We start from the raw sequence: 24,285 nt of genomic DNA on the forward strand, positions 1-24,285 counted from the left end.
ACTACGACACCTCCTTTTCTTCCTCAACGACAGGAGATAAATGGGATTTCGTACCTTTATCCTTTTGGATTTTTGTACGAATCACTTTAATAAGATTCGCAATCCCTTTCGGCATAAACTTAATCGATAAAACTAGAATGACACCGAATACAAGCAGCTGTACTTCTGGGGACATCCATAAAAATTCCGGGATAATCGTAAATATAAAGGCACCGAACAATGGTCCCAGTAAAAATCCTTTTCCACCTACAATGACCATCAATAATGCCTCGGTTGTATAATGAACCGACAAAAGATCTGGGGTAATAATGCCAACAAATGGGGCATAAAGGGCACCCGCAAGCCCAGCAATAACAGCTGAAATGGTAAAAGCAATAATTTTATACTTAGATACGTTGATCCCAATTGAGCTTGCTAATAAATTTCCTTCCCGTATTGCAACAATTCCTCTTCCAAAAGGTATCCTCAGTGTAAATTTAATAAAATAAATTACTCCTACTAATATTAGAAAAACAAAGTAGTAAAAAACCAGGGGATCTGACAAAGACATTTGCGTAAAGGGCAGCGTGGGAGAAGAAACACTTAAGCCCATTGCGCCACGGGTGATGTCAGTTAAATTCAGGATGATTAAGCGAAAAACTTCAGCAAATGCCAGTGTAATAATCGCAAAATGAACGCCTTGGAGGCGAAGGGACAAAAAGCCAACACACATTCCAATGAAGCCTGTAAAAATTAAAGCAAGGATTAAACTGATCCAATATGGAACCTCAAGACTTTGATTTATCATTGTCGTAAAGTAAGCGCCCAATCCAAAAAATGCAGCATGACCAAATGATATTTCTCCAATATAACCGACAATAAAATTAAGGCTTAATGCAAGGATCGAGAAAATTCCGAATGTGATAATAATATTTAAATAGTAAGGATTATTTAAAATAAACGGGAGAGAGAGTAGGATTAGGAATAATAGGAAGTAGGCCAGCTTCTTTTGCATTATTGAGACCTCCTTTGAAATCCAAAGATTCCTTGCGGCCGAATTAATAATACGAGTATTAAGATGACATACCCAATAATGTCCTTCCAGGAGTTTCCTACTAGCGATGAGGCCCCAGTTTCAACGAATCCCAGCAGCATTCCCCCGATAATTGCACCTGGGACACTTCCTAAACCACCTAAAATAACAATTACAAATCCTTTTAACATAACGCTCATCCCCATTGTTGGTGTGACATAGGTGGTTGGACCGATCAGAATTCCTGCAAGTGAGGCAATTGAAACACCAAAGATAAAGGTAAAGGAATATATTTTTTTAATAGGAATCCCTGAAACCATAGCTCCCATTCGATTTTGAGATACAGCGCGCATGAGTTTTCCTAAATGGCTGTGTTTGATAAAGAGGTTTAACAACAGAATGACAACGATCCCCAAGAAGACAATTACAATTTTTTGCTGAGTGATAAATACATTCCCAATGTGCAGAACACTATTAAACGGGCTGCTAATTTGTCTAGGAGTCGAACCATAAACAATTGCAACCATGTTTAATAGAACGATACTTAAACCAAACGTTGCCAGCAACGAATTTAGATGATCAGTTTCTAGTAAAGACCTTAATGTAAAGCGCTCAATCAACCAGGCAATTAAACAGATAATAATGATGGTTACGATCCCTGCTTGGAAATAATTCAATCCCAATTCCTGTTGAAGTACATATGATCCGAACGCCCCAAGCATATAAAATTCACCATGGGCAAAGTTAATCATTCCTAATATTCCGAAAATTAACGTTACTCCTAGAGCAAATAATGTATAGGTCAGTCCAATAACTAATCCATTTGCAATTAATTGATTTAGGATTTCCAAAAATAAATCCCCCTTTCTTCCCGCCAAGGGTACAGACTGCTTTCAAGGAAGGTGTTTCCATTGAATTCTATTAAGTTATAACAACCAAATAGCTTCCTAATTTAGCAGAAAGCTATTTGGCTGTATATTTACCCATTACTGTTGGTAAGGAACGATTTTACCGTCTTTAACCGTTAATGGGATGACTTTTCCTAACGCCTGTCCGTTTTCAAACTTTAAATCTCCTCTTGGTGATTGCCAGTCATTCCCTTCCAATGCTTTGGAAATCGCCTTATAATCATTTGAGGATCCTGCTTTATCCATTGCTTTTGCAACAAACCAGATTGATTCGAAACCTAACATTTCCATTTTTTCAGGTTTATGATTGTATTCCTTCTCGAAAGCTGCGACAAATTTTTTGTTCATCTCATTGTCAATCGAGTTTTGATAAAGGTCAGCAGAAATAACTCCTTCCGACCCTTCTCCTGCTAACTCGACCATCTTTGAATTAATATTTCCTGGTGCAAGCAGCTTCATTGTATTGTTGAAACCTAATTGATGAGCTTGCTTAAAGATCGCAGAATTGATTTCAATCGCTGCACCAACCACGTATAATGCATCTGCATTGGCCGCCTTTAATTTCGTTAACGGGTTGGTAAAATCTGTATCTGTTAATTCAAAAAATTCAGTAGCCACGATTTTTGGAGCATCACTTCCGGACCAGTTTGCTTTTAAAGCTTTTAATTCTGCCTGGCCATAGTCCGTATTTTCAGCGATAACGGCAACCGTTTTTGGCTTTAACGTTTGAGCAATAAAGTTATGGAATGCTTTTCCATCCATGTCATTTGTGCTATTTAACCGGAATCGATATGGATCGCGATCTGACATAATTTCTGGAGCTTTAGAAACGGTTACAACATTTATTAATTTATTTTTTGCAACCTCTTTTGTTGCCATGTTAACAGAACTGTTTACCCCGCCGGTAATGGCATCTACCCTGTCGCTCTCAATCAGTTTTTTATATTTCGTCACACCTAACTCAGGTTTCGATTGATCATCTTCTGTAAGTAACTTAATTTTACGTCCTTTTAATATTCCGCCATCATCATTAATCATTTTTACAGCTAATTTTGCCCCATCCAATGTTTGCTGGCCGTACAAAGCCGCAGGGCCTGTCAAAGGAAGAACCGCACCAATCTTTATGTTTCCGCTTTCATTTTTACCCGAACCGCCTGATGCTTGTGAACATGCCCCTAAAATTAAAACCAAAATTATTACGAAAACTGAAAGTACTTTTTTTCTCACAAAATGACCCTCCTTTGATTTAATCACTTAATTAACATGCAAGTACCATGCCAAATAAAATAAGCAAAAATTCCGTAATTTTATTACCCTTTTTGGAATTTTCAGTAAATGGATTGTATACTTTTTTTCCTTTTTGTAGACAGGATACAGTTTGTATACCCTTCTAAAAAAGTATGTATCTCTATTCAAGGAGCTATTTCACTTCAAATCCTTATTATTCCTATAAAACTACTAATATTAAGTGCAGGGAGATAGCCTCTCCCCTAGATCTGTTTATCGTGTATACCTTAATGAAATTTGCTCACTTCAACATAGGCCATCCAAATTCCATTTAATATTTTTCCAGGTTCATTGCTGCCTCCGATTTTTATGATGTTTTCATTGTCCTCTAAGATCGGATTTGAATCAAACCCTCTTGCTGAAACCACAACATCGGGATTAAAATCAAACGGAATCCTCTCTTTACTCTCCGTATGATAAAATTGGAACCTGCCATTGCGATCAACCAAGATATCTGTTTGATTCATGATCTTCACATTCTTTTCCTTCAGTTCATTTAAAAGGTCCATCCGGTTGATTAAATCAATATTTAATCCATTGGCACGTTTACCCGACCTTGCAATGACAACTACCATATTCTTCTTATCTGCAAGAAAGTTTGCCGCTTCTAAACCCGCTCCCCGGGAACCAAGAATAAGAACATTCCGGTTTTCAATTTTATAATTTTGCAAGACATCCACTACACTAACAATCGGAATTTGGGCGTTTTTTAACTGAGTATCTTGTTTCGGAACCATTCCGGATGCATCAATGACATAGTCGTTCTCCATTATGACTAAATCCTCAGTATGAATTTGTTTATTTAAAAAGACCGTAATCTTTGGCAACAGTTTTATCTGATAGATTAAGTACTCTTTAAACCATTTCCAATTTTCTTTTCCTGGAGGGGCACTGGCAACATCTAATAACCCCCCGAGTTGATTTTCTCTTTCGTAAAGAAAGACTTCATATCCTCTTTTGGCTGCGAGGACAGCCGTATACATTCCTGTTGCCCCTGCCCCAATTACATGGACCTTTTTACTTGGATTAATTACTGGCTGCAATTCGGGCAGCGATAATTCACGACCCGCTCTTGGATTCACGGAACAACGGATACTTTGGTGCTGGCGGAGTCGGTCAGTACAATATCCGCAAGTAGTACAGCGATTAATTTCCTTGTAGTTTTTCTTCCGGGCTTTTTCCGGCCATTTAGGGTCTGCGATCAACGCTCTTCCTAAAGCAATAAAATCAACTTTCCCAGATTGAATGATATCATTCGCAAATTCCGGCTCACGAATGACACCAACGCCAATAATCGGAACGGTTACATGTTTTTTTATTTCACTTGCCAATTTAATACGCCATCCTTGTTTTGCCGACATAGGATCAATATTTTTGTCATTGGATTCGAAAGTCCCAGTCGAAACATGAATGGCATCAACCCCATAGCTTTCTAAAAGCTTTGCAATTTCGATTGATTCTTCAATTTTTAAGCCGCCTTCAACAAATTCATCTGCACTGAATCGGACAATAACGGGAAAATTCCGGTCAACCTTGGCTTTAATTCCTTGGATAATTTCTTGAATCATTCTGGTTCGATTGACGGTGTTTCCGCCATACCGATCAGTTCTTTTGTTCGTGTAAGGAGATAAAAAACTGCCTAACAAATAGCCATGGGCTGCGTGTAATTCCACCCCATCGTATCCGGCTAGTTTGGCTCTTTTTGCCCCCCATACAAACTTAGTAACCAAATCGGCTACTTCTTCTGTCGTCAATTCTCTTGGTTCTGCCCGCATCACTTTGCAGGCTATCGGAGAAGGAGCCACCGGCTGGAAGCCAGTGATTTTCGAATTCGTCTGTCTTCCAGCATGGTGAAGCTGTAAAAAGGCTCTACAATTGTATTTTTGAATTTCTTCCGTTAAATAAGTATGACCGGGGATATAGCCATCATGGTCGATGACCAATTGTGCTTCCGTTCCCTTCCCTACTGGGGAATCCACACAGGTAAATTCAACAATAATCGCACCGGCTCCCCCTTCTGCTCTTTCTTTATAGTATTGAATCACGCGGTCGTTAACCTCTCCTGTTAAGGAAGGCATATTGGTTTCCATTGGCGCCATCATGATTCGATTTTTCACTTTTACTGATCCAATATAAAAAGGAGAAAAGAGATCCTGCGAAAAGTTTACTATTGTATTGTTCAAGATCGATCACCTCATAGATTCCTATTAGAGACGCTCAATGATTGTGGCTGTTGCCATTCCTCCTCCACAACACATAACTTGAAGCCCATATTTTTTATCCATATCCTCCAATTCATGGAGAAGTGTAGTCATAATTCTTGCACCGCTTGCGCCGGTAGGGTGTCCAAGAGCAATTGCTCCCCCACGCGGGTTCACCTTATTAAGATCAGGATTCATTTCCTTGGCCCAAGCCAAAGCAACAGAGGCAAACGCTTCATTGCATTCAAATATATCAATATCTTCTACTGTTAACCTAGCCTTCTCAAGAATCCTTTTCGTTGCTGGAATTGGACCTGTTAACATCATCGTTGGATCCGAACCGATCACATCACGGGCAATGATTTTCGCCCTCGGCTTCAGCCCCAATTCCAACGCTTTTTCCTTGGACATAATCAGCACTGCTGCCGCACCATCACTAATTTGGCTTGAGTTCCCGGCTGTAATGATGCCCTTTTCCATAAATGCAGGTTTTAATGTGCCGAGTTTTTCCAATGTGGTACTTGGCCTGATTCCTTCGTCTTCTGTTACAAGGATTTTTTCTCCGTCTTTTTCTACTTCAATTGGCATGATTTCTCTATTAAACGCTCCACTTTTCCTTGCCTGCTCCGCTAATTTATGACTTCTTAAGGAAAACTCATCAAGTTCTATACGGGTAATGCTCCATTTTTCGGCGATTCTTTCTGCTGATTCTCCTTGTTGGATGATTTCATACCTTTCTGTTAATTCTAAAGGTGATTCTACCCGGTCTGTTCCAAGTGGATGCCTAGTCATATTTTCCACACCCGCAGCAATGACAACATCCTGATCTCCTGCAATGATTGCTTGTGCTGCCTGGTTAATTGCTTGTTGTGATGAACCGCATTTTCTATTTAAAGTTGTTGCCGCTGTCTGAATATCCAAACCAGCCATTAAGGTGCAGATTCTTGCGATATTGTTCCCCTGCTCCTCGTTTTGGGTTACACAGCCGACGATGACATCTTCGATTTCCTTTGGATCAATCCCTGAACGCTCGACAATGCTTTTTAGGACCTCACTTAAGAGGTACTCCGATCTGGTTTCCGAATATACCCCTTTTCTTCGCCCAACCGGCAATCTTACCGCTTCAACAATAACTGCTTCTCTCACGAATACCCCTCCCTATTCCTTCGCTAAAAGAACTGCATTACCTGATATAACCGTATCGTTATATTGATTCAACGCTTTAAGTTCTAATGAAATTTCTTGATGATCTCCGTTCAATACTTCCGCTATGCACGTAATGGTATCTCCTGGCCTCACCATTGAACGAAACCGGACTTTAAAATTTTTCACATCGTATACATCACCGGCGATTTTATCCAAATATTGCCCTAAAAAACCCATTGACAGCATGCCATGTGCGATTGTGCCCTTTAAGGGGGTTTTTTTAGCAAACTCCTCATCAATATGAATTCGATTATAATCGCCTGAAGCCCCGGCATACTTGACAAGCTGCACCTGTGTAATTGATTCCTTTACTAGTTTCGGAATTTCTTTATTTAGTAGTGTTTTAGATTCAATTCCCATGGCTTTCAACCCCTTATCACTAATGTCTGCCGCTCTTTAAAAACTAACTGATCAGTCTCATCGTATCCTTCCTTATCCCGTACAAGAAACGTTAATTTTCCATTTTTCCCCTCTTTTTCATACACATCCACTACTTTTTCAATGCACTTCAAACGCTCTCCAGCATAAAATCGCCTGAAATAGTCATATTCCTGTTCACCATGCAGTAATTTGCTTTTATCGATTTTTGTATACCATTCTGGTTCAACATCACGAAAAGTTGTTGGAAAGGTTAAGGGGGCAAGCAAGGACGGATACCCTTTTGCCCTTGCAGCGCTTTCTTCATGATATACGGGATTATCATCGCCGATTGCCCGTGCGAATTTACGGATAGATCCTTTTTCAATTTCCACATAAACAGGTTCGCTGATTTTACCAATTAAGCTTTTATCTATCATTCTGACCACCTCACAATAATACTTTTTCCAGATTTTCATCTATGAAACTTCCATTGATCATCCCTCGACCAATCACCATATGCTGAATTTCAGTGGAGCCTTCATAGATGGCTGCCGGCCTGACCTCCCGATAGATAAGTTCCAGTGGGTTTCCTTTTATCATTCCATATCCGCCAAAAATCTGCTGGCCTTCATATGCAGCACGCTGTGCCACTTGTGTGGCATAAAGCTTTGCAATGGCCGCTTCTTTTGTCACTCGATTTCCTAAATCCTTGCGGTGGGCAGCATAGTAAACCAAATTCTTAGCGGCCTGTATTTCTGTATAGATATCTGCCAATTTGAATTGAATGGCTTGGAACTGAGTGATGGGGCCGCCAAACGCATGGCGCTGTCTGGCATATTCTGCAGCATGCTCTAAAGCTGACCTTGCAAAACCGACCTGCTGTGCACCGACAGATGAACGGAACATATCTAAGGTTTGCATGGCATATTTAAACCCGCGACCTTCCTCCCCCAAAAGATTCTCCTTAGGAACCCGGCAATTTGTGAAGGTTAATTCTCCTATTGGATGCGGGGCAATCATAGTCAATCTTTGAGAGACCTCTAATCCGATTGTGTCATCTTCCACAATAAAAGTTGATATACCTTTTGAACCTGGTGCGTTACTTGTACGGGCAAAAACTACATAGACACCTGCATCGCCTGCATTGGAAATGAAGATTTTTTTTCCATTGATGACCCATTCATCCCCATCAAGTTTTGCGGTTGTTTGCAGGCTAACAGCATCTGATCCTGCATTTGGCTCTGTCAAGGCAAATGCAAATACTTCTTCTCCTGAAATCATTTTTCCTAAATAATGTTTCTTTTGTTCCTCTGTCCCAGCCAACAAAATCGGATAACTTCCAAGGCCGGTTACAGAGTAGGTCGATTCTGCTAACGGACAGAGTCTGGCAAGCTCTTCTCTTATGATGCATAGTTCGGTTGCATTCGCATCCTCTGCTTCGTTCAAACCGCCATATTTTACAGGGATATGTCTTCGATAAAAATCATTTTCTGCTAGTGCCCGAACCATATCAAATGAGAGAACATCCTGTTCACCGAATTCTTCTTGAATCGGGACTAATTGGTTCTTACATACTTCTTCAATTTTTTTTATTAATGCTTGTTGTCTTTCGTTATAGCGATAATCCATAATTAACCTCCCTTTCATTAACTCCAATGGTATTGATCACATGCTTGGCTATTGCGATTCGCTGCATTTCAGAAGTCTGGCCAAAGATTTCCGTTAATCTTTGTGAGCGATATAGTTGAGAAACGGTGGAATCTGTTAATAAACCATGCGCACCGTGGATTTGTACGGCGTGATTAACTGCACTGCCTGCTGCTTCAGTGGAATAAACCTTAGCCATGGCTGCTTCGGTTGCGATATCTTCTTTTCGGTCTAGCTTTTGTGCCGCAAGATAAAGTAACGTCTTGGCACCATTGATTCCGACCGTCATATCAGCAATCTTAAATTGGATGGCCTGAAATTCACCAATTGCATTCCCAAATTGCTGTCTCGTACGAGCCCGTTCCAAGGACTCCCTTAAGGCGGCTTCTGAAATCCCGATTGCTAACGAAGCAATTGAAAGCTTTGCAAGCATATTGGCTTGATTTAAACCTTCAACGCTATTGCCCAATGAAATAATTAACGAAGATTTAGAGATGGATACATTATTTAAAACGATTTTTGAGAGCTTTAATCCTTCTAATCCCATTTTCTTTTGTTCCTCAAGGATTAGACCATCAGAATCTTTCGGAACCAAGAAAATTGCATAGGACTGTTCAGGCGTTTTCGCCAATACAAGTAGTGTTTCTGCCAAATGTAAGTTCGCTACAAACCACTTTTCACCTGACAATATCCAGTGATCCTTTGTCTCCCTTGCATCAGTTTGAATTCTCGTTAAATCAGATCCAGCTTCTTCCTCAACAAAGGCGGTTGCGTAAAAATGTTGGTTCAAATCCTTTGCTAAAATGGCTTTACTTAAGATCAAGTCAGTAAATATAGCTGCAAAAGAGGGGGAAGTTTTTGCGATTTCACTCAATAGGGTTACCTTTGTTACCCAATCAGTTCCATCCTCTAAAACAAGATCCCAAATACCAGAGTCTTTGCATGCCTTAATATCCTCATGTTTTATGATTCCTTCTGCCTCGATTCTGTTTAAATGGTTTGCCAAATGGTTTTTAATATATTCCAATGTTTGTTCTCTCGATGTTATTTGTTGTTCACTTAATTCGTAGCTCATTACCATCCCGCCTTCTTAATTTTCTTAAATTTCAGACTTAAAATCACAGACGTTTATCCTATTTATTTTTAATAGGTAAATTTTGATAGCCATCCTTTAAATGGTTCTTTAAGACCTTTCCAGAAGGATTTCTTGGCAATTCCGTTAAAAATTGAACATATTTTGGCACTTTATAATCGGCTAAATATTGGCCGACGAATTCACGGATATCCTGGTCTGTCATTGAATGGCCTTCCTTCACTACAATGGAGGCCAATACTTCTTCTCCAAACACTTTGTCCGGGAGACCAACTACAGCAGCTTCCAAAATACTTGGATGATTATAAAGAACGTTTTCGATTTCTGCCGTATAGATGTTCTCTCCTCCGCGATTGATCATGCTTTTTTTGCGGTCAAGAAGGAAAAAGTAGCCTTGGTCGTCCACATAGCCGATATCCCCGGATTTCCAGTACCCATTATCAATAAATTCTTTGTTCGTTGCTTCGGGATTGTTCCAATATTCAGGAATCACTGTCGGCCCTTTTATGCATAGTTCTCCAATTTTATTTCTTTCTAATTCCGCACCATCATCATCAATAATTTTCCAATCAATAATCTTCGTCAAGATTCCCACCGAATCAGGTTTTGTAAACGCAGATTCCGGTCTTGAAAACGTACAAGACCCTGTACATTCCGTTGCACCATAATTATTGATAAAATTCATGTTTGGGTAAAGGCTCGTCAGCTTTTGAATCGTGCTGACAGCCATAGGTGCACCGCCGGTGACGGCTAATCTTAAATGACTTAGATCATATTTTTCCAATTCAGGGTAGTTTAATAAAAAGACAAATATCGTTGGAACCGTATTAATATAAGTAATTTTTTCACGGTCAAGCAGCTCGAGGAATTTTTGCGTTTTGTAGGTATACATTAACACCGATGTGCCGCCTACGGATACCATATGGGTGAATCCTGCAATCAAACCAGAAACATGAAATAATGGGATATTTATCAAGGTCCGGTCTCTTTCATCAGTTGTTAGGTTCAAACTGAAATTTAAAACATTTTGTGTGATTCCAAGATGGGTTCCCAGTGCTCCTTTAGGTAAGCCCGTAGTTCCGGATGTGTACATGATAAATAATGGGTCTGTCCTATCGACATCAGCCATTTGCGCTGGGGGAGCCTCTTCTAATAAGCATTCAAATGGGAACCAAAGCGTGTTTTTGTTTTGCGCCGGTTTTCCTGTCACAAATACCTTTAGGTCAATATTGGCTAATTCAATCGATTCTTCTGCCACACTCAAAAGGACGTCCTCAACGATCAAAACATTCGTTCCCGAATTTTTCATCATAAATTGCAATTCAGAGGGACGAAGCCTTGTATTGAGTGGAACGACAATCCCGCCAAGAAAGGAGGCCGCAAATATACTGATACAAAACTCTATGGTATTATTAGACAAAATGGCCAGGCGATCTCCCTTTTTAAACTGGTACCGGTGCTGTAAATTCGCAGCCATTTTCGCAACCAGGTTATAAAATTCACGATAAGTGAGCCGTTTATTTTCAAAAATGAGGATTTCCCTTTCGGGGAATTTTTCAACAGAACTTTTTAATACTTCATTTAGAGTTTTCCTTGCTTCTTGATATACTTTTAAATTACGCCCATAAATCGTTTCATTTTTCGTTAGCGCTTTAGTATCTGCCAATGCCACCTAACCTCCTAGAATAGAACGAATTACTTGCCGATAAAATTCGGTTTTCTTTTTTCCTTAAATGCTGTAACCCCTTCTAAGTGGTCTTCTGTTTGTTGAAGAACTGCTTGGGCATAATTTTCATATTGAATCGTTGCCCTTAAATCTTGATTTTGAACTTTTTCCATAATTGATTTTACGAAAACCATCGTTTGAAGTGGCCTGCTTGCCAATTCTTTTGCGAGAACAGTAGCTTCATTCAGGGCTTCGCCCTCTTCAACCAGCCGGTTCACGATACCATATTGCTTAGCTTCTTCTGCTGACAAGACAGCGCCGGAAAAAATCCATTCCTTTGCCTTCCAAGGACCAACAATTTTTGGTAGAAAGTGTAATAGACCACAATCAGGGATCAGCCCAACTTTTGAAAAACTTAGACCAAATTTCGAATTTACTTGGGCAATTACGATATCTGCCGCCAATGCCAAACTAAATCCTGCCCCCATTGCATACCCGTTCACTGCAGCAATGACTGGTTTTTGTAATTCTGCGATACGCAGGATGATCTTGGTTGTATTCGTAATTTTTTCTACTGACTCTAGCGTGGTTCTCTTGCCCATTCCTCGAACGTCCCCGCCTGCCGAAAAGGCTTTACCAGTACCTGTCAGTATAATAATTTTCACCTCCGGATCCGTTTCAGCCATTTCAACCCACTTCAATAAATCCTTTTTGATTTGGTTTGAAAGGGCATTTAGGGAATCGGGTTCATTTAACGTAATAATGGCGATTCCGTCCTGACATTCATACCGGACACTGTGAGATTCCAACAACATGACCACACACCTTTCCAACGATTTAAACCGTTATATTTGATGACCTTAATTCATCTCTAAACGCTGGATGAGCAATTGTAATTAATTCATTCATTCTTTCCTTTTGTGATTTTCCTAACAGTGTGGCAATCCCGTATTCTGTAACTACATAATCGATTTCCGATTTTAATGATGTTACATAGGCAACCTTCTTGGAAATCCTTGAAATCGAATCATTTTTGGCTGTTGACGGCAGAGCGATAATTGATTTTCCACCTGGGGATGCCTGGGACCCTTTGATAAAATCCATTTGTCCACCGACACCGGCAATAGGATAAGAACCAAATTTTTCAGCATTGATTTGTCCTGTTAAGTCAACCTCCAATGCAGAATTAATCGAATAGAAGTTTTGAATTTTAGATAGAGTATTAATATCATGCGTGTATTCTACAGAATAGAGCTCGAATAAAGGATTGTTATGAACATAATCGTATAATTTTCTTGTACCAAAAATATTAGTGGCGACAATCTTGCCTTTATTCAAATTCTTGTATTTATTATTGATAACACCCTTTTCTATTAAACGAATAATGCCATCAGTAAAGGTACCGGTATGAACACCCAAATCATTTTTGTGCTCCAAATTCAATAAAACGCTTTCAGCAATGCTGCCAACTCCGATTTGAAACGTTGATTTGTCAGGGATAATTTCTGCCACATATTCCCCAATTTTCCGTTCTACGTCTGTAAGTGGTTTGGGAGACATTTCAAGAATGGGTCTGTTGGAAACAACAAAAGAGTCTATTTCATTTACATGGACGGCTGTATCTCCAAAAATCCATGGTACTTCACTATTTACTTGTGCGATTATGTTCTTTCCATACTGAATTGCAGTTTTCATAAAATCTACTGAAACCCCTAGAGAGCAAAATCCTTTTTCATTGGGTGGGGAAACTTGCATTAGAACCGTATCTATTTCTTTATGTTTTAACCAATCTGGAATTTTTGACATATTGATTGGAATATAATCACAGTCTCCTTCTGTAAATGCCCCTTTTAACAAGGGAGAGGAAAGAAATGTCCTGATTTTAAAAAATGGCAGGCAATCACTGCTGGCATACTTGCATCTACTCCCCTGGACCATCGTGTAAATATAAGAAGTCTGTATCCGGTGTCGCTGTTCAATCAATTGTTCAACCAATGTTTGAGGTTCATTACTTAGCGGCGCAATCAATATGGATTGATTAGGCAAAATCGAGCTAATGGCTTGTTCTGCTGTTACTATTCTTGTATCGTAGTATCTTTTCCACATTTTAAACTTCATCACTTCCCCTCAAATCCTGTTCATTCCTTAGCTTCAAATACTATTAACTTGCAGGTTCGTCCTTTTATTCATCTGACTAGGAGAAGGTAGAAGCCTTTTTTCTTGGAAAATCCTAAACCATTTTTTAAACATTGATTCAGTGTCGAATACCTCATAAAACCCTGCCTCGCGAAGCTTGACAGTAGACACTAGGAGTGGATGATGCAAATCATTCAAGTACCTGTCCGCAAATTGAAAGGATTGACCAACAAATTCTCTTAAATTAGGTGAAGCCAGATTGTACTTGGCACGGATCTGATCCCATTCATCAGTCCGTTTAGGCATCTCACTAGCTAAGGAAATGGGAATGCTTCCCCCAAGTTCCATCTCGAATGCCTCTGCAATAGCAGGCCAAATGTTTTTCATCACCATGATATCCCCATTCGTAATATTAAATATTTCATTGGAGGCAGCACCTGCATCCCCTGCCCAATCGATTGCCCGAGCAAGAAGATCCGCATCCACTGTTTCCATTACGGCCGTTTCTTGGCCTGGGTAGTACAAAGGCTTCCCTTCCTCTTTAAGGAGGGATGCGTAGACTCCAATGGCAGGAATGATATTCATTGCACTTCCAATCGATTCGCCTATGATAATTTGCGGTCGAAAAATCGTCCAGTTCCAATCCTTTCCCTGCTGTTTGCTTCGAATGTAATCCTCCTGAGCCCAGTAAAAGTTGGGAATATCACGTGCATCAGATTTCCCCTCCCGTGCAGGTACCGCAAATGGGCGAACATGTCCTCCATATGCCTTTGTTCCCTGCAATAAGGTTACATGAGTTAAAGTCCCTTTTGATGCCCTTTCCACCGGTTCAAAAATGTTTCGAAGCATTTGATCATTGATCCGAATTTGATCTTGCTCTAGCCATCCCGAGGTAAGATTTTGTTTTTCAAAAAGAGCAGCATATACAATATGTGTGATTCCAGCCATTTTCCCAAAAGCCTCAGAACATTCCTTTTGATTGGTCAAATCCACAGAGACAAAGTCAGCGCCGAATGTATTGGACGGCATCCTGCGGGATACGGCTACTACACTAATATTTCGTTGTCGTGCCATATGTTTCATTACAGCATTTCCGACAAGCCCGGAGGCACCTACTACCAAAACCTTTTTACATTTGGTCAAACCTACCACCACCATCGAAGTTTTATTTAAAACTGTAATGAAAAGGGCTGCGACATATTTTTTCAACCTTTTAAATATTTTGACATCAATCGTCATAATCCCTTTCCATTTTAAAAAATCGCTTTAGTTGATTTTTTCCGTGATGAAGGAGGAGGTAATCATGTTCCAAAGGGTTTCTGACCCATTTTCAAGTACCGACCCACCTAGTAATTCAGCCCAATGACTTTCGGTTCCATACTCGTCCCGCCAAGACCATAGTCTTCTTGTACTCAAATGGAGTGGGTGTTCATCGGTAAAGCCCATTGCTCCGTGAACCTGGTGGGCAATTTTAGTTACAAGGGCAGCCGCTTCTCCTACTTGTATCTTGGCCATTGACGTTTCATGAACTATGGTACCCCTGCAAAATGCAGCCAAAGCAGAATCTGCAGCCGCACTTGATGCAGCCACTTCACCAGCCATAACCGCCAATTGTTGTTTCACGGCTTGAAATTTTCCAATCGATCTTCCAAACTGGCTTCTTTCATTCGCGTAATCTACAGATATTTCTAAAACCTTTTCAAGCGCCCCAGCCATCATAGAAACTCTAGTAAGGGTACTTAAATTCCAATAGTCGGTTTCGCTCACTGGAGGATTGATGGATACATTTTCGTTCGGAATTAAAATGTTATTTAGAATAACCTCATCTCTTGGTTCACCAGCCAGATTCGTCCCTTTACGAATCTGGCAGTTTTCCAACGGCGTTGATGTAACTATCTTGTTGCCATCCTCCGTTTTACCAAAAAGGACAATTTCCTTTACATCACGTGCCCAAGGGATATCTCTCAATTCCCCAAAAACCACCCAACCCTCAGATACCTTCGTAAAATTTAAGGAATCATCCATTCGCACCGGCCCAACTGTTACGGCTTCCGTATAGACTGTTTTTCCAGAGGCTCCCAAAAGCCAGTTAGCAATGATAGTTTCTGCTAAAGGGATAGGGGCTGCATATCTACCAGCAATTTTTAATAAACTTAGTGCATCACCCACATCCCCGCCAACTCCGCCAGCCTCCTCGGAAATTCCCGCTAAGGTCATGCCTGTTTCTTCTAATACGTTCCATAATTCCACAGGCCAAATTCCTTTTTCTGCTTCCATTATCGATTCTTTTGAACAAAAATCTTTTAAGATTTTATTAGCCGTCTCAACCAGCATGTTTCGAATATCACTCATTACACACCCAACCCCTTTGAAATAACGCTTCGTAAAATTTCTGTTGTACCTCCGCGAAGTGTAAAACCTGGTGCATGTAAAATCGCTTCCGCCAGCAGCACTTCCAGTCGTTTTTTTGAATTCATGGAAGGTCTCGCTGAAACAAGGTCCCTCGTCACCTCAATCACTTCTTTTTCAAAAGCTGTTCCTAAATCCTTTACTAATGCAGCCTCTATTTCAGGTGACTTCCCCTCTTGCAGCAAGCTTGCCACCCCTAGGGACATCTGCCTTAAAGTCCAAAGCCTTGCTGTTAATCTACCGATTTTATTTTTTGCATGTTGATTGGAGGAATTTTCAAGTTGAAGGACTAATTCTTGAAGTAATGGGTATGTACTTAGGAAACGTTCTGGACCGCTTCGTTCAAATGCCAGCTCCGCTAAGCTTTGCTTCCAGCCATCTCCTAAACTACCGACAATCATGTCATCCGAAACTTCAACATCCTCAAAGATTACTTCATTAAAATGGTGTTCACCAGTCATTAAATGAATCGGGCGAATGGTTACCCCCGGAGAAGAAAGGTCAACAACCATTTGGGTTAACCCAGCATGTTTCTTCCCATCCTCAAGCGGCGATGTTCTGAGCAGGACCACCATATAATGAGCATGATGAGCACCACTTGACCAAATCTTAGTTCCATTGATTACCCATTTATCGCCCACTTTTTTTGCCCGGGTTGAAATGGATGCCAGATCTGATCCAGAATTTGGCTCACTTAGGCCAATTGCAAAAAATAGTTCACCTTTCGCCATTCTAGGAAGAAACGTTATACGCTGTTGTTCGGTACCATATTTTAATAGAAGCGGGCCCGTTTGACGGTCGGCAAACCAATGAGCTGAAACCGGTGCGCCCGCAACCAGCAGCTCCTCCGTAAGAACAAATCGCTCCAATGAAGAACGTTCATGTCCCCCATATTTTTTCGGCCAAGTCATGCCTAACCAGCCGCGCTCCCCCAATTTTCGGCTGAACTCCGCGGAATGGCTCCCCAGCCAGGAATCGCAACGCGGTTCAAATGTACCTGCGGCCAATTCTTCAGCAAGGAATTCACGAACTTCGTATCTTAATTTTTCAGCCTCTTCAGGTAAAGTAGCTGCTGTTAGATTTAACGTTTTCATATTATTTCTCCCTTCTTTTCGATTCTTCTTATTCGAAATTTGGTCTTCTCTTCTCAATAAGTGCATTAATGCCTTCATGATAATCAGGATGTTCTGTTACTAATCCCATAAAAGAAGACACAAGATCAAGTGATGTCCTTAAATCCGTTTTTAACCCTTGCTGTACGGTTCTTTTAATAAGACGGATAGCTTGTTGTGGACCTCTTTCTAGTTTTTCGGCCAGTTTATAAACTTCTTCTAAAAATTGTTCATGGGAATAAACATGGGTAACGAGGCCAATGTCCTTTGCTTCTGATGCTTCAATGATTTTTCCAGTCCACAGCATTTCCAATGCCTTATCCAATCCAATTATTCTTGGTAAAAAGTAACCGCCGCCATCGCCAGGGACAATCCCTAATTTCACATAGCCTTCACCAAATCTGGCCTTTTCCGATGAGATTCGGATATCACATTGCAATGTCATATCCAGCCCAGCTCCTATTGCGTCTCCATTAATTGCAGCAATGGTAGGTTTATCGATTTCTTCCATTAATAATGGGATTCTCTGAACATACTTCCAAAGACTATTTTTTCGATTTAAACCTGTAGAAGAAAAATCCTTTTCCTCATGTTCATCCATATTTAAAAATCCATCATTATTTTTGATTGCTTTTATATCTCCGCCAGCACAAAAAGCCTTGCCTTTTCCAGTTAAAACCAAAACCCTAATGTTATCATTGTCACGAACTTCTTCTAGAGCCTTAATCCAATTTTGTATCATGTTAATACTGAAGGCATTTAATGAATCTGGACGATTAAGTGTAATCGTTGCAATACCACCGTTTACTTCAAATAATAAATCTTGCACAACTTATCCCTCCGTATGATGAATGATAATAACTATTAAATTATGATTCTAGAAATCCATTTACCCCATCGCCAATTTGTATACCTCTGTATACAAATTGACACCCAGTTATTTAGACATATACATTTTGTTTACATAACCTAGAAAACCTTCCTTGTAATATGGGAATTGAGAGCGCTTTCTAGTTAACATGGGATATGTAAGGGCTCTTTACCTTATGATTTGAAAACATATAAAGATGATCTGCTTCTTGCTTATTTATATTGCAAGAACCGTGCCAAATTAAAAGGGATAACTTTTAACAGATCCATATAAAAATTGATTAGGAAAAGATGGTAATAAAAAAGCCCCATCTATTGATGAGACCAAATTTAAATTTAATCTATTTAATCGTTTTATAAATAATCGCCATTCCCTGCCCTCCACCAATACACAAGGTAGCCAAACCATAATTTAATTTTTTTGCCATTAATTCATAGATTAATTTTATCGATATGATACACCCCGTAGCACCAATAGGATGCCCTAAGGCGATTGCTCCCCCATTTACATTCACTTTTTCCGAAGGTAAACCTAATTCTTTTGAGACAGCTACAGCCTGGGCGGCAAAGGCTTCATTTGATTCAATTAAGTCGATTTGATCCAAAGTCAAATTTGTTTGTTTTAGCACCTTTTTAACGGCTGGAATCGGACCCGTACCCATATGTGAAGGTCGGACACCTGCAACAGCAGCCCCAACAATGGTCACCATAGGAGTAATACCAAGCTCTTTCGCTTTGGATTCAGCCATTAAAACCACTGCTGCTGCACCATCATTAATACCGGATGCATTACCTGCTGTAACGGTTCCATCTTTTTTAAAAGCGGGAGGAAGCTTTCTTAACCCTTCCAAGGTTGTATTTTTCTTTGGATATTCATCTGTATCCACTACTGTTTCAGTTCCATGTTTTTGTTTTATTGTGACAGGAACAATCTGGCTGGTAAATTTGCCGGACTCAATTGCGGAGACAGCTTTTTGCTGACTTTCCAAGGCAAATTGATCCTGCTCTTCTCTTGAAATATGAAACTCCTCTGCTACATTCTCCGCCGTTATTCCCATATGATATTTTTCCAATGGATCTGATAAAACTGTAACTAATCCATCCTCTAATGATACATTTCCCATTTTTGCCCCCCATCTTGTACTTTGAGACAAGAATGGATAATTACTCATACTTTCCGCACCGCCGGCAACGACGATTTCTGCTTGCCCTGTTTGAATTGTCTGCATTCCGGATACAATTGCTTGCATACCTGAGGAACAAAGGCGATTAACCGTTTGTGCTGTCGTTTCATTCGGCAAGCCTGCTTTTAGTGCACTTACCCTTGCCAAATAGGCATCACTACCACATTGTCCTACAGATCCCATTACCACTTCTTCCACCATATCAAAAGAAATTCCAGCACGATTCACTGCTTCACGAATGGCGATTGCTCCAAGATCAGATGCTGATAGTTTTTTTAATGAACCTCCAAATGAACCAATTGGTGTTCTAGCACCGCTAACAATTACTACTTTTTCCACCATTATTCACATCCCCTAATTAAGAAATTTTATTACTATTCCTAACTTTTAATAAGAGTTCTGAACCTGAGAGCAACTCCCGGATGAAATTGCATAGTTAAAAATTTGTTTCAACATTATTACTAGTAAACATTTTGTATTTTAGAGACGAAATGTTTACCAACCTTTTACCTCCTCAAGCATGTCTCTAACACTCATACTTTTAGTTTTACTCTACATCTTCTATAAATGAGGCTAAAGCAGTAGTCATCGTGTTCCCCCCTAACATTTAAGTTCAAATCCCAAACAGTATATAAAACCGTTAAATTCTGATAATCCCCCAATGAAGAATGATTTCTGTAACTTTCTATGTCACTAAATGATAATGCAAGAACCATGCCAAATACGGATTAGATGACATATGAAAATAGGTTAAAGCTAATTTCTTTACACAATAAACAATGGGGTGTTTACATTAAATCCAATTGGTTCCATTTAGTTTTTTTGAAAACCAAAAAAACCCCTTCCATTTCAGTAGAAGGGGCTCCGTTTACTAATCTTATGATAGAATCCGTTTTTCGCCATCAATCGCTTTGATCGGATCAATATTTTGCGTAAATTCTAAGGTGCCAATATATTCTCCATTTTCATCCCGAACCGCAAAATAGCGAATATAAACATATTTGTCCTTAAATTTAATCCAGAAATCCTCCACATCTTTTTTGCCTGCTTTAAAATCTGCGAGCAGTTCTTCGACGACATGGACACTTCTTGGCGGATGACAATTTTGGACCGTCCGCCCGATAACAGCTTTCGTACGGGCAAAAATCCTTTCTTTTCCATGTGAAAAATAACGAACAACATCGTCCTGGTCAATAAAGGTGATATCCACCGGTAAATGGTTTAACAGCAACTCAAGCTGTTTTAACGATAAAATCCCGGTTTCCATCTTGATATACCCTTCAGAGATGGCATTCTCCGCAAGTGCTTGTCTTTCAGGCTTCCAAACATCAGCAGGCTCTGTCAGGCAGAAGCCAATTTCATCACTTTCATGGGCAATTTTCACCCATTCATCTTCAGTCAGATTGTTGAGGGCCATTGGGAACAAAATATTTTCTTCCCGGTAAATCATATCATTTACTTCATTGATGATATAGGTAACTACTTGAACGATGCCCTGTTGATCTCCCTCGTAATGGGATAATTTTTGTTTAGCATCCTTAATCGCATCACGAATAAAGTCATCGATTCTCCACATATTCGTAGAAGGGCCATAGATTCCATATTTCTCGAGGTATGGGAAAATTAAATGTTCCTTGCGGTTAAAATGCTTGTCAATATCCAGTAAAAGATTGCAATCTTCTAGGAGTTTATAAACATTCTCAGGTGAATCTTCCTTTTCAAATTGCCATAAATGGATTTGAACCTTTGTTTTGATTAATTTTTCTAATTCCCTATTTTCCAATTTAAAAGTATGGACCGGATGCCCTGGCTGTTCCTCTGGATGCTGTGAGCGCTGCTCCTCTTCGATTGAGCCTTTAAACAGAGCGGTATGCGCCGCGTATAAGCGCTTCACTTCCTCTGCCGGCAATGTCCCCTCTTGGGTAAAATCATGCTGGATTTGTGAAATTTCATCAACGGTAATTTTACCGATGAGCGCATTAAAATGGGCTTTTACCTCTTCCACACTTCTTCCATTATGAAGATCCGTAAAAATTTGTTTAATCATCTCAAGTCGTTCTGTATTTTTTAATGAAAATTGTTCACGATTATTAATCATTTCACTCATAACGATTCTCCTTCGCTAAAGCATACTGTACCTTAGTGATAACTTTTCTCAAGAATATCACGCAGTCCCGCAAAGGTTTGTGATTTATATCATTACTACAATGTAAAACAAACAATGTTCACAAAATAGACAAGTTGATTCGACAAAATCCGAGTGGTGCCAGTCTCCACCCGGATTTTGTCGAATTGGAAATACCTGCTATTATGACCTGATGATAATTATCACATCCAATTTAAAATCTGAATGGTATGATGCAAGGGAGTTAGTAAATAATTTTATTGAAATGGGGTTATGTAGTGAACTTTCCACAACTGAAAATAGGTCATATGATGCCGAGAGTACCGATTATGCAAGGTGGTATGGGTGTTGGCATTTCTTTAAGCAAGCTAGCTTCAGCTGTTGCGAATGCCGGCGGGATTGGCATAATATCCGGTACTGGAATTTCAGTTGATGAAATGAGGACCCATATAAGACGAGCTAAAAATCTTGTCAAAGATGCTGGATATATTGGCGTAAATGTATTATTTGCCATGAATGATTTTGCGGAAAAAATGAAAGCGGCCCTTGAGGAAAAAGTGGATTTTATTATATCTGGCGCTGGAATCTCACGAGATATGTACGCATGGGGAAAACAGGCGGGAATACCCGTCATTTCGATTGTCTCTTCGGCAAAATTGGCTAGAATTTCTGAACGTCTTGGCGCTGCAGCAGTGGTCGTTGAAGGTTTTGAAGCCGGAGGACATCTTGGTACTGACCGTCCTATGTTCGATATACTTCCCGAAGTTGTCGAGGCTGTTTCCATCCCTGTCATTGCTGCAGGAGGAATTATCACGGGTGATGATATTGCAAAAGCGATTGGAATGGGTGCATCCGGCGTGCAAATGGGCACTCGGTTTGTCGCAAGCGAGGAATGTGACGCACCACTTGCCTTCAAGCAAAAATATGTGGATGCACGAAAAGAAGATACCGTTCTGGTTAAGACGACAGTTGGCCTCCAAGGAAGAGCCATTATCAATAACTTTACAAAATTGATCAGTGGTCCTGACAAGTTGAAAATTGCTAAATGCCATGATTGTCTAAAAAATTGTTCTTATCGCTTTTGCACACTTGATTCCCTCCTTGTATCGGTTGGAGGAGATGTTGAGAATGGGTTAGTTTTTGCTGGTGCAAGAGTAGGAGAAATAAAGGAAATTCTTCCGGTCCAAAAAATCATTGACAATCTTACTACTGAATATGGTATGGCTGTAAAAAATGCTTAAGAGTCTATTTTGTACTAGAATGAAACACTCTCGTCTTACTTTTTGGCGAAAAGCTACCAAATCCCGGGTGCAGATTTAAACACTCGGGAGCTTTTTTAATTTACCCTCCGATAAAAATCAGCTACCTCTAATCTATTTGCAGAACCTTCTTTATCGAACGCGACAATCCATAGCCTGCATATACCCCGAAAACGTTTAATATCAAATCATCTACATCCAGACTTCCTCTTTTGGTAAGGAATTGCAGAACCTCGATCATGGTAATCATGATAATGGGGAGCCCGAATCGTTTTATTTTATTGGCAGATGATTTACTGTCTATGATCATAGCAAAAATTCCAAATGGGATAAACAATAAAACATTCGCTGCTAAGTTGTAAAACGCGATTAAGAATGAAACCTCCCCACTTAAATAAGAGGAGATGGTTTTAAAAGGAACAAAATTATATGTTTGGTATTCTTGATTAGATGGCCTGAAAAACAAAAGAACCAGCAAGGAACACGAATACAAAAATAAGAAAGTTGATAATACCCGTTTTGAAATAGACATCGTATTTCCTGTAACCAAAAAAATTAAGAAAAAAATAAAAATGGTCAGACAGAACCACACCACAATCAAAACGACAGGATGTAGATAATTAAATAATTTTATCCAAATCGGAAGCAAAGCGGCAAATAAGCCTTGCGATACAATCACAGAGAGCCAAACCGCCCATTTTTTTGAAATCATGGAAGAACCCCCGTCAAAAAATCAATCCTTACCCATTCTACCATGAAAAACAGCAGCGGGGAGAAACCTTGTTTTTCGACAAAATTCAGGCGGTGACAGGCACCACCCGGATTTTGTCGAATCTCAATGCATAAGATTAAATAATTTTTCATCTGCTAAATTGGTGTCAATTGGGCAGACCTTTGCATCTCTTCCATATTGCCAGGCCCAAACTGAACCAGGACATCTGGGTTTCATCGGATTAAATTTCGGTTTGCTTCGTTTGGTGCTGATTCCTTTTTCAGGCTTCGCACTCCACAATATTGCTTGATTTTTCACGAGTTCCTCTTTTTGAATGGCTTCACAGTAGGCACTATGAAAATTCCCGACCATTGGATCATGATAAAATCCCGGCCTATATGAACTGGTATAAAACGTTTCCACCCAGCCAATTAACCACTCCGCATCCGCTTCGTGAAACCGTTCTACATTGGCAAATATAACAGTCCCTTTACGAATTCCCAGCCTTCGGGCATGGTAAATAGCATTCCGTGCCATTACTCTTCCCTCTTGCCGCCCAACAGGGTTGTTAAAATCATTATAAATAGGCATAACTTTTATGCCTTTCGATCTTAAAAACCGTAGTTCTTCCTTCGTAAGTCCCTCGCTAGCATTGGGCACCGTGCTCAAATATCTTCCCCAAAAGTCCGGTTCCCCAAAGTTTCTTTGGACACATAGTAATACTTCCTCATTAGCATTTACTCCAGAGTCTACACCCCAAAAAACCGCCATACTACACCTCCATTTCCATCTATATGTATATGCGGAGGATACTTATCCTAATGAAAAAATCGATTAAGACAGCATTAGAATTTATTATTAAACACAAAAAAGCGCCCTCTTAATGGAGAGACGCTTTTAATAAAGCTCTTGATTTAATGGTCTCATTTTTGAACTTTATTCCCCACTTTTATAATTTTATTTGCCAGTAGTGAAACATCAAAAAAGACAACCCTCTTTAGGTTGTCTTTCATCATGCCTGGCAACGTCCTACTCTCACAGGGGGACAGCCCCCAACTACCATCGGCGCTGAGAAGCTTAACTTCCGTGTTCGGTATG

General features: G+C 39.9%; 21 protein-coding genes and 1 rRNA gene. 1 reads left to right on the top strand and 21 read right to left on the bottom strand.

Going from position 1 to position 24,285, the window contains the following annotated elements; translation table 11 throughout:
• Position 1: 1 nt before the first annotated feature.
• The 18 genes from ACFQZ9_RS28525 to ACFQZ9_RS28610 form a co-directional block, all read right to left on the bottom strand.
• Positions 2-994, bottom strand: coding sequence for a branched-chain amino acid ABC transporter permease (locus tag ACFQZ9_RS28525; RefSeq protein WP_198311903.1), 993 nt, complete (start codon positions 992-994; stop codon positions 2-4).
• A complete protein-coding gene (locus ACFQZ9_RS28530) occupies positions 994-1,863 on the bottom strand; it encodes a branched-chain amino acid ABC transporter permease (protein ID WP_498946722.1) in 870 nt (289 codons plus the stop codon). The genes ACFQZ9_RS28525 and ACFQZ9_RS28530 overlap by 1 nt, the downstream gene beginning before the upstream one ends.
• A gap of 135 nt (positions 1,864-1,998) precedes the next feature.
• Positions 1,999-3,147: an ABC transporter substrate-binding protein gene (locus ACFQZ9_RS28535; protein WP_198311905.1), complete on the bottom strand. Its 1,149-nt coding sequence runs from the start codon at positions 3,145-3,147 to the stop codon at positions 1,999-2,001.
• Between the two features lie 287 nt (positions 3,148-3,434).
• Positions 3,435-5,390, bottom strand: coding sequence for an oxidoreductase (locus tag ACFQZ9_RS28540; protein WP_498946723.1), 1,956 nt, complete (start codon positions 5,388-5,390; stop codon positions 3,435-3,437).
• A gap of 24 nt (positions 5,391-5,414) precedes the next feature.
• The gene (locus ACFQZ9_RS28545; protein ID WP_498946724.1) at positions 5,415-6,554 is read right to left on the bottom strand and encodes a thiolase family protein; all 1,140 of its coding nucleotides are present in this window, start codon (positions 6,552-6,554) and stop codon (positions 5,415-5,417) included.
• Positions 6,555-6,566: 12 nt separating this feature from the next.
• The gene (locus tag ACFQZ9_RS28550) at positions 6,567-6,974 is read right to left on the bottom strand and encodes a hotdog family protein (protein ID WP_498946725.1); all 408 of its coding nucleotides are present in this window, start codon (positions 6,972-6,974) and stop codon (positions 6,567-6,569) included.
• Positions 6,975-6,979: 5 nt separating this feature from the next.
• Positions 6,980-7,450 carry a MaoC family dehydratase N-terminal domain-containing protein gene (locus ACFQZ9_RS28555; protein ID WP_498946727.1) on the bottom strand — a complete coding sequence of 157 codons (471 nt, stop codon included), beginning with the start codon at positions 7,448-7,450 and terminating at the stop codon, positions 6,980-6,982.
• Positions 7,422-8,603 (bottom strand): acyl-CoA dehydrogenase family protein, encoded by a 1,182-nt coding sequence (locus ACFQZ9_RS28560; protein ID WP_498946728.1) that lies wholly within the window; start codon positions 8,601-8,603, stop codon positions 7,422-7,424. Before ACFQZ9_RS28560 ends, ACFQZ9_RS28555 begins: the two co-directional genes overlap by 29 nt.
• Positions 8,587-9,696, bottom strand: a complete 1,110-nt coding sequence (locus ACFQZ9_RS28565) for an acyl-CoA dehydrogenase family protein (RefSeq protein ID WP_498946729.1) — start codon at positions 9,694-9,696, stop codon at positions 8,587-8,589. The genes ACFQZ9_RS28560 and ACFQZ9_RS28565 overlap by 17 nt, the downstream gene beginning before the upstream one ends.
• Positions 9,697-9,754: 58 nt before the next feature.
• Positions 9,755-11,380 carry a class I adenylate-forming enzyme family protein gene (locus tag ACFQZ9_RS28570; protein ID WP_498946730.1) on the bottom strand — a complete coding sequence of 542 codons (1,626 nt, stop codon included), beginning with the start codon at positions 11,378-11,380 and terminating at the stop codon, positions 9,755-9,757.
• A gap of 29 nt (positions 11,381-11,409) precedes the next feature.
• Positions 11,410-12,195 (bottom strand): enoyl-CoA hydratase/isomerase family protein, encoded by a 786-nt coding sequence (locus ACFQZ9_RS28575; protein ID WP_232490141.1) that lies wholly within the window; start codon positions 12,193-12,195, stop codon positions 11,410-11,412.
• Positions 12,196-12,217: 22 nt separating this feature from the next.
• Positions 12,218-13,498: an acetyl-CoA hydrolase/transferase family protein gene (locus ACFQZ9_RS28580; RefSeq protein WP_498946731.1), complete on the bottom strand. Its 1,281-nt coding sequence runs from the start codon at positions 13,496-13,498 to the stop codon at positions 12,218-12,220.
• 33 nt (positions 13,499-13,531) lie between these two features.
• The gene (locus ACFQZ9_RS28585; RefSeq protein WP_498946732.1) at positions 13,532-14,755 is read right to left on the bottom strand and encodes an SDR family oxidoreductase; all 1,224 of its coding nucleotides are present in this window, start codon (positions 14,753-14,755) and stop codon (positions 13,532-13,534) included.
• Between the two features lie 27 nt (positions 14,756-14,782).
• Positions 14,783-15,868, bottom strand: a complete 1,086-nt coding sequence (locus ACFQZ9_RS28590) for an acyl-CoA dehydrogenase family protein (protein WP_498946733.1) — start codon at positions 15,866-15,868, stop codon at positions 14,783-14,785.
• Positions 15,868-17,019 carry an acyl-CoA dehydrogenase family protein gene (locus tag ACFQZ9_RS28595; protein ID WP_498946734.1) on the bottom strand — a complete coding sequence of 384 codons (1,152 nt, stop codon included), beginning with the start codon at positions 17,017-17,019 and terminating at the stop codon, positions 15,868-15,870. Before ACFQZ9_RS28595 ends, ACFQZ9_RS28590 begins: the two co-directional genes overlap by 1 nt.
• A 28-nt stretch (positions 17,020-17,047) precedes the next feature.
• Positions 17,048-17,866 (bottom strand): enoyl-CoA hydratase/isomerase family protein, encoded by an 819-nt coding sequence (locus ACFQZ9_RS28600; protein ID WP_498946735.1) that lies wholly within the window; start codon positions 17,864-17,866, stop codon positions 17,048-17,050.
• Positions 17,867-18,248: 382 nt separating this feature from the next.
• Complete coding sequence (locus tag ACFQZ9_RS28605; RefSeq protein ID WP_498946736.1) at positions 18,249-19,433, bottom strand: thiolase family protein; 1,185 nt, start codon at positions 19,431-19,433, stop codon at positions 18,249-18,251.
• 535 nt (positions 19,434-19,968) lie between these two features.
• Positions 19,969-21,198, bottom strand: coding sequence for a DUF438 domain-containing protein (locus tag ACFQZ9_RS28610; protein WP_498946737.1), 1,230 nt, complete (start codon positions 21,196-21,198; stop codon positions 19,969-19,971).
• A 278-nt stretch (positions 21,199-21,476) separates the two neighbouring features.
• Here ACFQZ9_RS28610 and ACFQZ9_RS28615 point away from each other — a divergent pair, with 278 nt between their 5' ends.
• Complete coding sequence (locus ACFQZ9_RS28615; protein WP_498946738.1) at positions 21,477-22,457, top strand: NAD(P)H-dependent flavin oxidoreductase; 981 nt, start codon at positions 21,477-21,479, stop codon at positions 22,455-22,457.
• Between the two features lie 127 nt (positions 22,458-22,584).
• Here ACFQZ9_RS28615 and ACFQZ9_RS28620 read toward each other — a convergent pair whose 3' ends face one another.
• From ACFQZ9_RS28620 to rrf, 3 genes are all read right to left on the bottom strand, one after another.
• Positions 22,585-23,187 (bottom strand): VanZ family protein, encoded by a 603-nt coding sequence (locus tag ACFQZ9_RS28620; RefSeq protein ID WP_498946739.1) that lies wholly within the window; start codon positions 23,185-23,187, stop codon positions 22,585-22,587.
• Between the two features lie 123 nt (positions 23,188-23,310).
• Entirely contained in the window at positions 23,311-23,958 is a 648-nt protein-coding gene (locus ACFQZ9_RS28625) for a glycoside hydrolase family 25 domain-containing protein (protein ID WP_498946741.1), read from the bottom strand.
• Between the two features lie 245 nt (positions 23,959-24,203).
• Positions 24,204-24,285 (bottom strand): 5S ribosomal RNA (rrf, locus tag ACFQZ9_RS28630); the annotation flags it as partial.

The organism is Neobacillus sp. GCM10027624, from assembly GCF_042675345.1.
In the GTDB taxonomy this organism is placed as follows: domain Bacteria; phylum Bacillota; class Bacilli; order Bacillales; family Cytobacillaceae; genus Neobacillus; species Neobacillus cucumis_D.

Bases quoted from the DNA above. Each gene is read 5' to 3' on its own strand.
- ACFQZ9_RS28590 (WP_498946733.1), bottom strand. From the start codon at position 15,868: ATGAGTGATATTCGAAACATGCTGGTTGAGACGGCTAATAAAATCTTA.
- ACFQZ9_RS28605 (WP_498946736.1), bottom strand. From the start codon at position 19,433: ATGGTGGAAAAAGTAGTAATTGTTAGCGGTGCTAGAACACCAATTGGT.
- ACFQZ9_RS28525 (WP_198311903.1), bottom strand. From the start codon at position 994: ATGCAAAAGAAGCTGGCCTACTTCCTATTATTCCTAATCCTACTCTCT.
- ACFQZ9_RS28555 (WP_498946727.1), bottom strand. From the start codon at position 7,450: ATGAAAATCTGGAAAAAGTATTATTGTGAGGTGGTCAGAATGATAGAT.
- ACFQZ9_RS28575 (WP_232490141.1), bottom strand. From the start codon at position 12,195: ATGTTGTTGGAATCTCACAGTGTCCGGTATGAATGTCAGGACGGAATC.
- ACFQZ9_RS28625 (WP_498946741.1), bottom strand. From the start codon at position 23,958: ATGGCGGTTTTTTGGGGTGTAGACTCTGGAGTAAATGCTAATGAGGAA.
- ACFQZ9_RS28560 (WP_498946728.1), bottom strand. From the start codon at position 8,603: ATGGATTATCGCTATAACGAAAGACAACAAGCATTAATAAAAAAAATT.
- ACFQZ9_RS28610 (WP_498946737.1), bottom strand. From the start codon at position 21,198: ATGAGTGAAATGATTAATAATCGTGAACAATTTTCATTAAAAAATACA.
- ACFQZ9_RS28550 (WP_498946725.1), bottom strand. From the start codon at position 6,974: ATGGGAATTGAATCTAAAACACTACTAAATAAAGAAATTCCGAAACTA.
- ACFQZ9_RS28595 (WP_498946734.1), bottom strand. From the start codon at position 17,019: ATGAAAACGTTAAATCTAACAGCAGCTACTTTACCTGAAGAGGCTGAA.
- ACFQZ9_RS28580 (WP_498946731.1), bottom strand. From the start codon at position 13,498: ATGAAGTTTAAAATGTGGAAAAGATACTACGATACAAGAATAGTAACA.
- ACFQZ9_RS28620 (WP_498946739.1), bottom strand. From the start codon at position 23,187: ATGATTTCAAAAAAATGGGCGGTTTGGCTCTCTGTGATTGTATCGCAA.
- ACFQZ9_RS28585 (WP_498946732.1), bottom strand. From the start codon at position 14,755: ATGACGATTGATGTCAAAATATTTAAAAGGTTGAAAAAATATGTCGCA.
- ACFQZ9_RS28565 (WP_498946729.1), bottom strand. From the start codon at position 9,696: ATGAGCTACGAATTAAGTGAACAACAAATAACATCGAGAGAACAAACA.